We start from the raw sequence: 13,651 nt of genomic DNA, 5'->3' as shown, positions 1-13,651 counted from the left end.
ACTATGATCCTTTAATAAATGACGTATTAACGTACCTTGGCCGGATTAATCAATGTGATAAGTTCCGACATATTTTTACCGAATGGCGCTTCTCCATCTTCAACCCTTTCGGCATATTTCCAAAAACCAGTACTAAACATCATCCCATAGTCGCGTGCTTCGCTTACGGCCTTGAGTTGAACTATCGGATTATTCTTTGCCCCCTTTAAACCCGGTAAAATGGGTTTGGTAATAGATTCGAAATAGCCAAGAATAGATTTCTTCTCAGTATCCGGCGTCCAGATAAGCTGAACAATAATTGTCTTATCCGTGACATTAAGGTAGCCGTGAATAGAATGCCGCGGACCAAACACCAGGCTTCCTTTTTTCATAGGCACCATGCGGATAGTATCGCGCCCAGAAATATCGGGTGGGTTATCCAGATCATCATATTTCTTGGTTCCCATCAGCATAACAACACCGCCTTCCGGGGTATAAAACCACTCATCCGTTTGAGTATGAACATGTAATGGCGGCCCGGAACCCGGAGGAACTTCAACTTCAGCCATTAAATACCGTCCATCCGTGGACTTACCGGTGCGAAGAAATTTTATAGATGCACCTTCAGGCTCACCATTGACGACCAGTGGGTTCGGATCATGTGTTATTTGAGAAAAAACAGCCGCATTTTCTTCTGCATCAATTGCCCACTCGGAAAAATCGCGTTCAGTATTCATTAATTCCATTTTCATGACATCCTCCTGACTACATTGATACCCAGAAATTCAACGGGTGAAACTTCATTCACTCATCTTGCTTCCTGTCACACGGGAAAATAATGAGTCTGTGTTTTCAGGATTATCATTTCCTCGCCAGCAAATGTACTGATCAGGGCGAATAAGCAGTAATGGGTAGCGATATAACGACAATGCATCTGGTGCAGGAAGCTCAATGATTTTTAACGGTATCCCTCTTTTTTTCGCCACACGGAGAAAATCGCTCACGTCGGGCGCATCTGCGCCAATACGCAGCAGAGAAAATCCAGAACCAAGCAGATCAAACAGGGATCGCCGATGTCCCTTAGCGTCCTCCACCCAGATATGCGGAAGACGCCCTCCCGGCGTGCTATCGGGCTGATAGTCATGAAGGTTATCGAATGGAGGACGTTCGCCATCAGTACAAATCAGAGGAGACTGGTCATAGCGAGCCCCCAGCTCGATGCCGGGCGAACTGAACTGACTACGAAATACCTGCAAAGCCTGACCAAACTCAAGACGCGATCGATGCGCCGCCGGACTCTCTGCAATCTCAATATCGCCCGGTATTTTCAGACGACTTGCGCGCTGCGTGAGCTGACGGGCCGCAGCAGTATTGCGCCTGGCCACGGGCCTCCGTTCAATTTCATAAGAGGCCAGCAGCCCGGGCTGCGCCCACCCCTGAATCACTGCGGCCAGTTTCCAGGCAAGATTTGACGCATCATCAATGCCGGTATTCATGCCAAACCCGCCGGTTGGGGAAAATAAGTGAATCGCATCACCCGCCAGATGAATCCGCTTTTCAGAAAAACGCTCTGCAATTTGAGCAAGGCCACCGTGCCATACTGAATGTGCGATAATGTCAACATCGACCGGTTCTCCACACCCTGCCTGTATGTGCTGAATCATCTTCTGATCGTCCGGCTCTTCCGTTTCTGAACCCGGTTTGGATAACAACACGAATTCATCTTTTCCATTCAAACTGATAAGCAACATTCTTAAACCTGGCGCCATAACGTTGTACATCCAGGCTTCTTTACCTCGCAATATTCTGTTGTGTAATGCCGGAATACGGAGGTGCGAAGAAAACATTCTTCCCGTTAAGAAACCCGCGATCGCCGTGTCGGTCCCCTGGTAACCTATCCCCAGCGTTTTCCTGACAAAGCTATGACTGCCATCACATCCAATAAGATAATCCGCACGCCACGACTCCCTGCGGGACGAATGAGTAGAGTCTTCAATAATGACGTTAACGCCAGCCTCATCCTGTTCTAAAGAAACCGCGTGCCAGCCGAAGCGCACCTCTATGTTTTCTCTTTCGTTGAGATGATTGTGCATATAACGCTCAACATACATTTGATTCGCTCTGAGCAAAGGCTCAGGTATTTGATGCGTGACATCATCATCCCGTGCTATCACCGCTCTTTGCTGTTCTGACGGCATGCTGAAGCGCACCAGCTCCCAACTGTTTAATCGGGTAAAATAGGTAATATCTCTGGGATACGTTGATGGGAGACCTAATTTTCTGATGGCAGCTGAAATTCCGACACGACGGTAGTGCTCCATCGTCCGGGAGTTATGTGTGTTCCCCTTAGGGTGAAGGCGTGTCTCTTTATCTCGGTTGACAATAAGGCTACGCACACCATGATAATCAAGGAACAACGCCAGCATCATCCCAACAGGCCCACCGCCGATGATGATGACGGGTGCGTGATGTATGGCAGGTGAATTCATATAACCTCCTGGTGATCAACAGAAAGTGGTATCAATTTCATAATATAAAAATGGTTTTCACTGCCATTCCCGCCGAATTCAGAGGCCACGATTTCATATTGATAACCATATTGACCAAGCAATTCTGTCAATGCAGAAATATCCCCCTGACTGCTGAACCCCAACAGCAACGCACCACCAGGAGCCAGATAATTTTTTACTTCCTTAAAAAAACGATGATGTGTGGCATAGCCAACATCGCAAAATGCGTGAAGTATCTTATTATCGAAAACATAGTCTTCAGGAACAAAAACAAAGTTTGAATTCCAGAAAATAGTATCAAACTGGTCGCCTTGCTTGAGCGCATTGAAAAGATCGCTTTGAAGCGTCGATACAATATGATCAACACCATGCCTTTCTACATTCATCCGCGTATTGTTCACCGCTGCTTCGCTAATATCGGTGGCAACAACTCGTGCACAACCGCTAAGGGCAGCAACAACCGCAGTGACACCTGCACCACATCCTATTTCAAGAAAACGGCCACCTTTAGGATAAGGTATCAGACGGGTAAATATCCCTGTAGACTGAAAATGAGTGGGAGGAAAAACGCCCTCGTTAATCATAAAATGATGGCCAAGACATTCGTAATTATGGCAACCATCGCTTTCAGCATCATTCAGTCGTTGGATAACGGAATTAAGCACTGCCGAGTTAAAAGTATGTTCCTTCATCTTTTCTCTCTTAGATAATAGATTACTGTTAAAGAGAATGCTGTATTTAAGAAAAAACCTTAATTCATTAAATTTCTTTCAGCGTTTATCCTGATAAGCGATAAAGCAGACTGACGCAGTTCTCTCTTTAATATTTTACCTGTGGCACCCACGGGCAGGAATGCCAGACTGTCCACAACGATCGAGGCAATCGCGTGTTTCGCTAAAAGTGGGCCAGAGTTCATCATTGACTCATAGATACGCTCCGTTACCTGTAGCGAAAGTGCAGCGGACTCACGTGTCGCTTCCCTGTCTGCCAGAATCAACACCAGTATTTCAGGATCGTTAGCGGTTCTTCCTGCAACGCCCACCACCACGGCATCACAGACGCCATCGACCTGCTGCGCGACCTCTTCGAGAAACAAGGTATAAAGGTTGCCTGACGGTGTTACCACAACATCCACCTCCCGGTCGACATGATAGAAAACACCCTTTTTGCACAGCGCGATATCACCCGTCACAAAGTAACCATTTCGCCATGCCCTGTTCGTCTGTTCCGGCTGCTGCCAGTACCCTGAGGTAATGGTGGGTGAACGTACAGCAAACAGGCCGGGTGTTCCGGAAGGCACCTCTTCTCCCGTTGCAAAATCGAGAATTTTAGCCACGGCAATATCAACAGGACGGCCAATTGAACGATGAGGGGCCAGGGCATCAATCCGCGACTCATTACGAAATAACGCCATTCCCAATTCCGAGCTGCCAAAAGAGTCCATATATTTTGATTTCGGCGCCCCCTGCAACAACCGGCGTATATGGCTTTGATGAGAGGCATCTCCCATACTTAACCATCGGCGTACAGTGGTAAATTCGGCATCACCGATCCCCGCTTCGATCAACGTCATATAGCTGTGAGGAAAGGCGGCAACGGTGGTGGGAGAAAAAGCATGTATTGCCTGCCGTAAAGCTTCTCCATCCTGAGAACCCACGACATACGTGGGGATACCATGCAGAATTGCCGTTTCTAAATGGCTGATTGCCGCTGAATGTGACTGAGGAAGGGCAGTGAGCAGTCGCTCATCTGGCCCCTCTGAAAAGCGGCCAATGCGCACTCGTTTTCCCATAAAGAACTGGCGGTGTTCAAAACGGACCGCTTTTGGCACACCTGTGGTGCCGGAAGAATGGCTCAACATCACCAGAGTGGAATCTTCAGGTTCGAATGGCCACGACTCAGGGAGGGAAATCGCCCGGTGAAAATCCGCCGTCGAAATATCAAGCGTTTCATTCGACTGTTGCCATTGCCGGACAAATGAACTCTTTTTACTTGTCTCAGCGTCAATGACCAGTTTCAGGAAACCGTTCTCATTCATATACAGAATCCCGAGATCTGCAGGTATTCCTGGATTGATAAGTGAGATAGTCGCGCCAAGGCTGGTCAATGCAAGATAATGTAAAAACGGTGTAATACCATCCTCAACACAAACAGAAATGACATCCCCTTTTTTCACTCCATGCTGTAAATACCACTGCGCCAGAAACATTCTATACTGCTGTAATGTGTTAAGGCTGAGAGCCTGTGTATATCCTCCTCCCGGGGAAAGGAGCGGGCGGTCCAGAAAGAGGAATGCTCTCTCTTTACAGACGTTGAGTAACAAAATACGGTCCAACATATTCCCGCAACCGAGAGACTCATCCTCACGTAACCGGTGTAATATTTTTTCCGAAAATAACCCACTATCCTGTAGTATTTCACTGACAAAACGTTCTCTCGATCGCATGTGATGACTCATTTCAGCGCCCTTCCCTCTGGGTATTTTTGTCTTGAGACTCTTAAGGGTATTTTTATACTTTTCATTAAATTCACAATGCTAACTAACAACTCTTCGGGTTGAGGATGCTGAAACACATTACGACCGATACACAAACCATATGCACCATGAGCTACCAGCGTCGAGGTCATCTCACACAATCTGTCTTCCGTGCATAACTCTCCTCCGGCGAAATAAACCTGAATATCCTGGCAATGCTTAGCCAATATAATGGGTATGTCAGATATCGCTTTTGGTGGTGCTAACTTGATTGCATCCGACCCTAATTCAGAGACAATTCTGATGATGTGATTGATTCTGACTATTCTTTCATCATCATTGGATAATTCCTCTTTATCGTATGCCATCGTTAACACAGGCATCCCGTACGCGTGTGCTTCATCCACAACGCGGCCAAGCAGAGAAAGGTTATGCCCATAATTATCCTTTGAAAAGTTAACCTGAACGGATACAGCATCAGCACCAAGCCGCAATGCGGCTACTATATTCGAGACAATAATTTTCTTATCAGGGTCGGGGGCTATACCGGGCATTCCATTAAGCTGAACCACAATTCCTGTTGCAGGGTGCAACATATCACGATCGATTAACCTTTCGATAAGACCTTTATGTCCAATAACCGCACTGATGTTTTTGCTGCCAATCCATCGGGACAGCCTTTCGGTTGTCTCTATTCCGTCAATTGGACCTAGTGTGAGACCGTGATCAAGAGGGACAATAAGTCCCAGTGGGAAATCATAAAATAATAGTGAGTGTAGCCTTGTTTTTCTTCCAATGAAACTCATCGCTCACCTCGCTATTTTTCTATAATACTTTCATTTATTTTAATGCCTACATGGCGGCCAGGTTCGGTGACGTACCCTAAAACCTTATCGCCTGCCTTGAGTTCAGAAATATTAAGAGGCTTAGCCGCGTCAGAAAATATACGGACATGCCAGTCATCCTGCATAATGACGCTGACACGTTCTTGATGAGAAAACTCAACCTCAATCAGCCTCAGAGGGCGCAGCTCTATTTTCATACGGCCAACAGCAGCACGGCGGGTACGCCCTTTAGCATTCACAACCATAACGGGAGAACCGGTTTTAAGTTCGCTCATATAATCCGTGAGGTTGTCCTGATTGAATACATACGAATGCATCGCCCCTGCATTCACCCTGAACGGGCGTAATTCCATATAGGGTAGGAAAAACACTTCAGCACAGCAGAGCAAACCGCCCTGTGAGGTATTGCCGACCAGAATGCCTTCATCAGGCTGGAACAACGTTGCGGTATCAATGCAGGCACGGTATCCCATTCCTACGGGTCGACTATCCATCACCGTCCCGACCTGAATAGTGATGTCTTTGTTTCCACGATCTGACATTCTATTAAGAAAGTCACTCATGACATCATGCTCTACCGGAGAAAATATAACGCCTTCAGCACCATATTCCATTACGCCATAAGAAACGATTGCATCATCCACATTTGAAGGTTCCTTCACTTCTTTCATTAAAATTGTGTGCGTTGATTGTAATGATGCAATGACGAGTTCTAGCGGAATGTTGGTGGGATCGCGAAAAAGTATCCAGAGATAGTCAAAATCAATACCATCACTAATTGATCCCAGTAGACTTTTCTGGTCATCGACATAACAAATATAGCAGGATGGAATATCATTTTTTTTAATATTTTTTAGTGCATGAACATCATGATAGGCGACACTGAAACGAGAACTTCCTTTCTGCGCTTTAAACTCATCAAAAAAAACACTCTCATGAAACTTTTTTAGTTCTGTTTCGTTGCGGATTTTCAATACTATTTGCATCCTCTCTGGGATCGCTTTAATGAGATCGTTGATATTTTCAAGATAAACAACAACTCCACTATAAATAGAATTTATCACTCTAATGAACATACCGTCATCCGGCTTTTTATTTTTCAACTGAATCGTATCAAACCAAATATGAGGGGTGTCATCACACTCTCTTTTCAATCGCCCCTGAGTTTTAATGTTTCCTAATTTTACCGATGAGCGTTTTAATACTGTCTCTTCGGTAACGAAATTGTCAACCTTAGCTTCATTTTTATTCACTTTAACGTCAGAAGGTTTCATGTAAAATCCTTTTATAAGTAAGAGGTAGGAATAAAATTCCAAGAAAAAAGCCACAGTAGAATGCAGTATTGTTCTTAAAACCAATACAGTATTCTTCCGTGCGATGCTTTTAAACCATCCGAATCTTGCTTTTGAATTCTTAACGAATAAAAATCATTATCTGTCTTTAAATTAAATAAGGATTCTATAAAGCAATCTTACTTTTTATGATTTTTACACTTCAACATCTGCCATTCAGCATTTAATATTTTATAAAGCATCATGAAAAATGATGCCTAGCGTATGCCGGTTACCATGATGAATTTTACTGACACCGTGCCGCATATTGACTCGATAATGCCCTTTATTTCCTTGCACCGGGCGGTGAGACACAGCAAAAATTACCGCATCCCCCTTTTTCAAACTGAGCACTTCTGCCCGGGTTTGCCTACGGGGCCTCTGTTCGGTTAAAACAAACTCACCGCCCAGGAAATCCTGTTCAGGTTCGGAAAGCAGAATGGCAACCTGTAAGGGGAAAACCCGCTCCCCGTACAGATCTTGATGCAGGCAATTATAATCCCCTTTGGTGTACTGCAAGAGGAGAGGCGTTGGCCTTATCTGGCCCGCGCTATGACAAAGGTCAAGATAGCGTTGATGCGTTGATGGATATTCCCACTGAATATTCATTTTTATATTCCAGTCATTGGCTATTTTTGCCAACTCTGGATATAACCCCGTGCGCAGCTCGGCGACCCTATCGGGTAACGGATATTTAAAGTATTTATACTCCCCCTGACCAAACCCATGACGCCCCATATGGATATGGGAGCGAAACCATTCACCCTGTGGATACATTGCTTTGAGGGTATCGCATTCTTCATCAAGGAGAAGCCCACTGATACAGGCGCTTCCTCCTGCATTCAGTTCAACAGTAATACGTTCCCAATCGAGCACTAAGGCACGATGGGTACACCGTGGATGATATTCATTCATTGAATTTTTCTTCCCGGTCTAACAGCGTTCGTTTGCGTTCGACTCCCCAGCGATAGCCAGACAGAGAACCATCATTTTTCACCACACGATGGCAAGGGATCGCCACGGCCAGAATATTGGCTGCACAGGCCCCCGCGACAGCGCGCACTGCTTTTGGGGAACCTATACGCTTCGCAATATCGGTATAACTGACCGTAACCCCAACAGGGATCTCGCAGAGTGCTTTCCAGACGCGTTGTTGAAATGAGGTACCGCGGATATCTAAAGGCAACGCTAATGTCATTTGCGGGGCTTCAATAAACCCAACCACTTGCGCTACCACCTGTTCGAATTCCGAATTGCCCCCCACCAGATTCGCCTGGGGGAATTTATCTTCCAGATCCTGTAGCAATTTATCAGCATCATCCCCCAGAAGGATGGCACAAATGCCCTTCTCACTTTGAGCCACCAGGATATTACCTAAAGAACATATGCCTATTGCGAAATATATCTTTGCCCCTTTTCCCCCTTCTCTCCATGCCTTAGGCGTCATCCCTAGCATTGCAGAGGCATTTTCATAAAAACGGCTATTGGAGCTAAAGCCTGCACTGTAAATGGCCTCTGTTACGGAATCACTCTGCCCAAGATTGTCACGCAACTTTTCATGCAATCTTGCGATGGAGTAATCTTTTGGTGTTAAACCGGTGATCGATTTAAACAGTCGGTGAAAATGGAAAGAACTCATCCCTACATAATCTGCCACGTCAGACAGTTTCATTATTCCTTCACTTTTCTCTATGTAACGGCAGGCTTCTTCGATTTTATCCGTGTAGATTTTTTCTAATTCTGGTTGCCCCTGATAGAAACGCTTACTGGCACGATAGCCTTGCTGTTCCGCTTCACTGGCGGAATTAAAAAACACCACGTTATGTTGTTTTGGCTGCCGCGTCGCACTGGACGGCGAACAGTACACACCTGTCGTACGCACGCCATAGACATAGTGACCATCTGCCTCTTTATTTCTTTCAACAATGCCCTGCCAGCGCTCTTCATCTGTCATCCATTTCTTTGACTCACTCATACACTTTACCTGTGAAAGTTGAATACACCAGGGCATCCAGCCCGAACATATTGGTTAATTTAAAAGTAAAAATAGAGAGAAAACACTCCGTTTTTTGCTTTTGTATTAACCTGCAAAACGGGAGGCCGTAATGGCACATTAAATTTGTTCCCCGTACGCAAGTCATATCATGGCCGGACAACACCGTGGTCACGATGAGTTGACCGCGACATGATACCTCCCCTTCCTCCGCACTTATCATCCTCCTCTTCCCCCATGCTTTCCCCTACCCTATTGACGGCTATCATCACAGGGATGTCATCATGCTCAAGAAAATCGGCCTTACTCTCGCTATGCTGCTCTGCGGCTGCGCAACCATCACCAGCCACACCGTTGGCAACAATCCAAAAAACTCCTTTTATGCGGGGACGCAACTCGACGTCCACACACTGCCTGACTGTCTCGGGTGCTGGCTCGATCTGCCGTTCTCCGTCGTGGCCGATACGCTGATGTTGCCGTTTGATACCTGGCATTACTACCACACGCCGGACAACATCACACAGCCACCGAAGCCGGCAGAGAACGTGAAATAAACGTCCTGTTTATGCTAGCCTGCGGAAAACGAAAACAGCACAGGAATAGGGCAATGGACGGACAGCAGATTCAGACACTCACCATGCAGATAGCTCTGGCGCTGCCCGAAGCAGAGCTTGACTACCCTTTCGGCCCGGAGATTGAGGTATTTAAAGTGCGCGGTAAGATGTTTGCGCTGATGTCGCAGGTGCGCGGCGAACGCATCGTGAACCTGAAGTGTCGCCCGGAAGATGGCGAACTGCATCGGGTGATCTACGACAGTATTCATGCGGGCTGGCATATGAATAAACGCCACTGGATTTCGATTTATCCGGGGGAGCAGATTACTGAGGGATTAGTGAAACAACTGGTGGAGGAGTCTTACGATCGGGTGGTGGCAGGTTTGCCGAAACGCTTAAGGCCAAGCGCACTGAGGGACAGTCGCGAATAGCCCCCATTTAAGATCAAAAAAAGGGGCGATGACTCGCCCCTTTTTCAGCACTGCGTAGCAGCAAACTATGCCAGCTTGCGCATCACCAGGGTGGCGTTGGTGCCACCGAAGCCGAAGCTGTTAGACATCACGGTGGTCAGCTTACGCTCGGTAGGCTGAGTCACGATGTCCAGGCCTTCTGCTGCCGGGTCCAGTTCATCAATGTTGATGCTTGGTGCAACAAAACCGTGCTCCAGCATCAGCAGCGAGTAAATCGCTTCCTGCACGCCAGCGGCGCCCAGTGAGTGACCTGTCATCGCTTTGGTCGCCGACATCGCCGGGGTTTTATCCGGGAATACGGCACGGATAGCGCCCAGTTCTTTCACATCGCCCACTGGCGTTGAGGTTCCGTGGGTGTTCAGGTAGTCAATTGGGGTATCCACACCTTCCATTGCCATACGCATGCAGCGCATTGCGCCTTCACCGGATGGCGCCACCATGTCAGCACCGTCAGAGGTCGCACCGTAGCCAACGATTTCAGCGTAGATATGTGCGCCACGCGCCAGTGCGTGCTCCAGCTCTTCAACCACAACCATACCGCCGCCGCCTGCGATAACGAAGCCGTCACGCTGCTGATCGTAAGTACGGGACGCTTTTTCCGGAGTGTCATTGTATTTGGTGGACAATGCGCCCATCGCGTCAAACTCACAGGACATTTCCCAGCACAGCTCTTCGCCGCCGCCAGCAAATACGATATCCTGTTTGCCCAGCTGGATCTGCTCTACAGCGTTACCGATGCAGTGCGCAGACGTGGCGCAGGCAGAGCTGATAGAGTAGTTCACGCCATGAATTTTGAACGGGGTCGCCAGGCAGGCAGACACGCCAGAAGCCATTGCCTTGGTCACCATATACGGGCCAACGCCACGCAGACCTTTGGCACGCATACCGTCAACGCTGGCAGCCTGATAGAACGGTGAACCACCGCCGGAACCGGCAACCAGGCCCACACGTGGGTTGTTCTGGTACTGCTCATCGGTCAGGCCGGAATCTTTCACCGCATCCTGCATGGAGAGGAAAGCATAGATTGACGCATCGCTCATAAAACGCAGCATTTTGCGATCGATACGGGCTGAAATGTCGTCCTTCGTTAACTTAACGTTACCCCAGACGTGACTACGCATGCCGGAATCTTTGAGTTCTTGCGAGAAGGTGATGCCAGAACGGCCTTCACGTAATGATGCCAGAACTTCCTCTTGGTTATTACCAATACTGGAAACGATCCCTAGGCCAGTAATCACAGCACGTTTCATTCAATACCTCTTTCACTTCTAATTAGGATTCGACTGGCACTCTAGCTTACAGTTGTACGCCGAACAAGTCCGATCAGCGAATTCCTTGTGTAAATTTGCGTAGGGTCAAGCACATCGTTAAAATCGCGCCACTGCCTGAGCAATGAGCCTTTGCCGTGAAAACCGCACCAATAGAGCACGCACAACTACGCTGGAACGATCAGGGTACACCTGTATCCCGAGTATTTGATGATGTCTATTTCTCTAACCAGAATGGTCTGAAAGAAACCGGCTACGTTTTTCTGGAGGGTAATCACCTCCCCGAACGTTTCACCACGCACCCGCGCGATCTCTTTATTGTGGCCGAGACTGGATTCGGAACGGGCCTGAATTTTCTGACGCTATGGCAGGCTTTTGATGCCTTCACCACGCGTGAGCCAGAAGCCAGACTCCAGCGATTACACTTTATCAGCTGTGAAAAATTTCCTTTAACGGCCAGCGATCTCGACGCCGCCCTGCAAAGCTGGCCACAGTTGGCCAATTATGCGCGCCAGCTGCGTGAACAGTGGCCGCTCGCGTTACCCGGCTGCCATCGTCTGCTGCTGGATGGCGGGCGTGTTACGCTCGATCTGTGGTTTGGCGATATTAATCAACTTATCCATACTTTTGATGACACCCTGAATCAGCAGGTCGACGCCTGGTTTCTGGATGGTTTCGCCCCGGCCAAGAACCCGGATATGTGGACGCCGGAACTGTTTGACTGTATGGCACGCCTGGCGAGGCCGGGCGGCACGCTGGCCACCTTTACGGCGGCCGGATTTGTGCGTCGTGGTCTGCAGCAGGCCGGATTTGAGGTGACAAAGCGCAAGGGGTTTGGTGAAAAGCGCGAGATGCTGATTGGCCATCTGCCCGCTGCTGTTGTCCGGCCTGCGCAGGCTCCGTGGTATGCGCGCCCGGCCGCTGAGGGCGATGATTTTGCCCTGGCAGGGGGAGGCATTGTCAGCGCACTGCTGGCCCTGGCATTACTGCGGCGCGGTAAAAAGGTCACGCTTTATTGTGCCGATGCGCGCCCGGCCGAGGGCGCTTCCGGCAATCGCCAGGGCGCAGTTTACCCGCTGCTCAACCACCACGATCCGGCACTGGCACAGTTTTTCCCTGCCGCCTTTACCTTTGCCCGCCGCGTCTACAATCAGCTGACCCTGCCGTTCGAGCATGACTGGTGCGGCGTCACTCAGCTGGCGTGGGACGAAAAAAGCGCGGAGAAGATCAGCAAAATGCTGCAAATGGCGCTGCCGCCCGCGCTGGCTGCCGCCGTGAACACTGAAGAAGCGGAAGCACTGTGCGGCGTCACCACCGGCTGCGGCGGCATCACCTACCCGCTGGGTGGCTGGCTCTCTCCTGCAGAACTGACCGCGGGACTGTGGCAGCAGGCAGCACAGCAGGGCGCGACGTTACACTGGCAGCAGGAGATCACGCAGTTGACGCCACACCCGGCAGGCTGGCAGCTAAGCTTCCGCACGCAGCCTGACTGCACGCATCGTAACGTGGTGCTGGCAACCGGCCACCGTCTGACAGATTTCATCCAGAGTGAGAAGCTGCCCCTCTATGCGGTGAGTGGTCAGGTCAGCCACGTACCCACCACGGAGGCACTGTCCGCGCTGAAACAGGTGCTGTGCTACGACGGCTATCTGACGCCGGTCAGCCCACAGTTTCAGCAGCACTGCATCGGAGCCAGCTATCATCGCGGCGATACTGCGACAGAGTACCGCGCCGACGATCAGCAGGAGAATCGCGATCGCCTGCTCCGCTGTCTGCCGGATGCAGGATGGCCGCAGGAGATTGATGTCAGTGACGGCAAAGCACGCTGTGGCGTTCGCGCCGCCACGCGCGATCATCTGCCGATGATGGGCGCACTGCCGGACTATGCCGCTACGCTGCACCAGTACGAAACGCTGGCGCAGCAGCAGCAACAGGCTGAGCCCGCACCGGTTTATCAGGGCCTGTTCGTGCTGGGTGCGCTGGGATCGCGTGGACTGTGCAGCGGACCGCTGGCAGCAGAAGTGCTGGCGGCGCAGCTGTGTGGCGAACCGATCCCGCTTGACCGCTCCACCCTGGCCGCCACCAGCCCCAACCGCTACTGGGTGCGCAAACTGCTGAAAGGAAAAGTACCGAAGTAAGAATAATCCTTGCTTTAATGTGCTTATGGCAGGAAATATCATGACCCGCGCCGGATAAATAGCATAAGATTCCCATTGTGCCCCTGA

At 49.3% G+C, this 13,651-nt stretch carries 12 protein-coding genes; 3 read left to right on the top strand and 9 right to left on the bottom strand.

What is annotated here, in order from left to right; translation table 11 throughout:
* Window positions 1-26: 26 nt before the first annotated feature.
* The 8 genes from FVB43_RS05810 to ada form a co-directional block, all read right to left on the bottom strand.
* Window positions 27-731, bottom strand: a complete 705-nt coding sequence (locus tag FVB43_RS05810) for a cupin domain-containing protein (RefSeq protein ID WP_167863577.1) — start codon at window positions 729-731, stop codon at window positions 27-29.
* Between the two features lie 48 nt (window positions 732-779).
* On the bottom strand, window positions 780-2,468 hold the full coding sequence (locus FVB43_RS05805) for an FAD-dependent monooxygenase (protein WP_133841339.1): 1,689 nt from the start codon (window positions 2,466-2,468) through the stop codon (window positions 780-782).
* The gene (locus tag FVB43_RS05800) at window positions 2,465-3,181 is read right to left on the bottom strand and encodes a methyltransferase (RefSeq protein WP_133841338.1); all 717 of its coding nucleotides are present in this window, start codon (window positions 3,179-3,181) and stop codon (window positions 2,465-2,467) included. The genes FVB43_RS05805 and FVB43_RS05800 overlap by 4 nt, the downstream gene beginning before the upstream one ends.
* A 59-nt stretch (window positions 3,182-3,240) precedes the next feature.
* Entirely contained in the window at window positions 3,241-4,947 is a 1,707-nt protein-coding gene (locus FVB43_RS05795) for a class I adenylate-forming enzyme family protein (protein ID WP_167863576.1), read from the bottom strand.
* Entirely contained in the window at window positions 4,944-5,771 is an 828-nt protein-coding gene (locus FVB43_RS05790; protein ID WP_167863575.1) for a class I fructose-bisphosphate aldolase, read from the bottom strand. The genes FVB43_RS05795 and FVB43_RS05790 overlap by 4 nt, the downstream gene beginning before the upstream one ends.
* 11 nt (window positions 5,772-5,782) lie before the next feature.
* Window positions 5,783-7,084 (bottom strand): 3-dehydroquinate synthase II domain-containing protein, encoded by a 1,302-nt coding sequence (locus FVB43_RS05785; RefSeq protein WP_167863574.1) that lies wholly within the window; start codon window positions 7,082-7,084, stop codon window positions 5,783-5,785.
* 249 nt (window positions 7,085-7,333) lie between these two features.
* A complete protein-coding gene (locus FVB43_RS05780) occupies window positions 7,334-8,056 on the bottom strand; it encodes a 2OG-Fe(II) oxygenase (protein WP_133841334.1) in 723 nt (240 codons plus the stop codon).
* A complete protein-coding gene (ada, locus tag FVB43_RS05775) occupies window positions 8,049-9,116 on the bottom strand; it encodes a bifunctional DNA-binding transcriptional regulator/O6-methylguanine-DNA methyltransferase Ada (protein WP_133841333.1) in 1,068 nt (355 codons plus the stop codon). The genes FVB43_RS05780 and ada overlap by 8 nt, the downstream gene beginning before the upstream one ends.
* A 302-nt stretch (window positions 9,117-9,418) precedes the next feature.
* Between ada and FVB43_RS05770 the strand changes: the two genes are divergently transcribed.
* Entirely contained in the window at window positions 9,419-9,688 is a 270-nt protein-coding gene (locus FVB43_RS05770) for a YceK/YidQ family lipoprotein (RefSeq protein WP_133841332.1), read from the top strand.
* 53 nt (window positions 9,689-9,741) lie between these two features.
* Window positions 9,742-10,119 (top strand): MmcQ/YjbR family DNA-binding protein, encoded by a 378-nt coding sequence (locus tag FVB43_RS05765; RefSeq protein ID WP_133841331.1) that lies wholly within the window; start codon window positions 9,742-9,744, stop codon window positions 10,117-10,119.
* A 65-nt stretch (window positions 10,120-10,184) separates the two neighbouring features.
* On the opposite strand, the gene fabB is transcribed toward FVB43_RS05765, so the two are convergent.
* The gene (gene fabB / locus FVB43_RS05760; RefSeq protein ID WP_133841330.1) at window positions 10,185-11,408 is read right to left on the bottom strand and encodes a beta-ketoacyl-ACP synthase I; all 1,224 of its coding nucleotides are present in this window, start codon (window positions 11,406-11,408) and stop codon (window positions 10,185-10,187) included.
* 155 nt (window positions 11,409-11,563) lie between these two features.
* Between fabB and mnmC the strand changes: the two genes are divergently transcribed.
* Complete coding sequence (mnmC, locus tag FVB43_RS05755; protein ID WP_133841329.1) at window positions 11,564-13,564, top strand: bifunctional tRNA (5-methylaminomethyl-2-thiouridine)(34)-methyltransferase MnmC2/FAD-dependent 5-carboxymethylaminomethyl-2-thiouridine(34) oxidoreductase MnmC1; 2,001 nt, start codon at window positions 11,564-11,566, stop codon at window positions 13,562-13,564.
* Window positions 13,565-13,651: the final 87 nt, after the last annotated feature.

Origin of the sequence: Erwinia rhapontici, from assembly GCF_012271765.1 — a bacterium.
Taxonomy (GTDB): domain Bacteria; phylum Pseudomonadota; class Gammaproteobacteria; order Enterobacterales; family Enterobacteriaceae; genus Erwinia; species Erwinia rhapontici.
Note: the sequence above shows the minus strand (reverse complement) of the source record. Positions and strands in the feature narration are given on the sequence as shown.

Bases quoted from the DNA above. Each gene is read 5' to 3' on its own strand.
- FVB43_RS05810 (WP_167863577.1), bottom strand. From the start codon at position 731: ATGAAAATGGAATTAATGAATACTGAACGCGATTTTTCCGAGTGGGCA.
- FVB43_RS05805 (WP_133841339.1), bottom strand. From the start codon at position 2,468: ATGAATTCACCTGCCATACATCACGCACCCGTCATCATCATCGGCGGT.
- FVB43_RS05800 (WP_133841338.1), bottom strand. From the start codon at position 3,181: ATGAAGGAACATACTTTTAACTCGGCAGTGCTTAATTCCGTTATCCAA.
- FVB43_RS05795 (WP_167863576.1), bottom strand. From the start codon at position 4,947: ATGAGTCATCACATGCGATCGAGAGAACGTTTTGTCAGTGAAATACTA.
- FVB43_RS05790 (WP_167863575.1), bottom strand. From the start codon at position 5,771: ATGAGTTTCATTGGAAGAAAAACAAGGCTACACTCACTATTATTTTAT.
- FVB43_RS05785 (WP_167863574.1), bottom strand. From the start codon at position 7,084: ATGAAACCTTCTGACGTTAAAGTGAATAAAAATGAAGCTAAGGTTGAC.
- FVB43_RS05780 (WP_133841334.1), bottom strand. From the start codon at position 8,056: ATGAATGAATATCATCCACGGTGTACCCATCGTGCCTTAGTGCTCGAT.
- ada (WP_133841333.1), bottom strand. From the start codon at position 9,116: ATGAGTGAGTCAAAGAAATGGATGACAGATGAAGAGCGCTGGCAGGGC.
- FVB43_RS05770 (WP_133841332.1), top strand. From the start codon at position 9,419: ATGCTCAAGAAAATCGGCCTTACTCTCGCTATGCTGCTCTGCGGCTGC.
- FVB43_RS05765 (WP_133841331.1), top strand. From the start codon at position 9,742: ATGGACGGACAGCAGATTCAGACACTCACCATGCAGATAGCTCTGGCG.
- fabB (WP_133841330.1), bottom strand. From the start codon at position 11,408: ATGAAACGTGCTGTGATTACTGGCCTAGGGATCGTTTCCAGTATTGGT.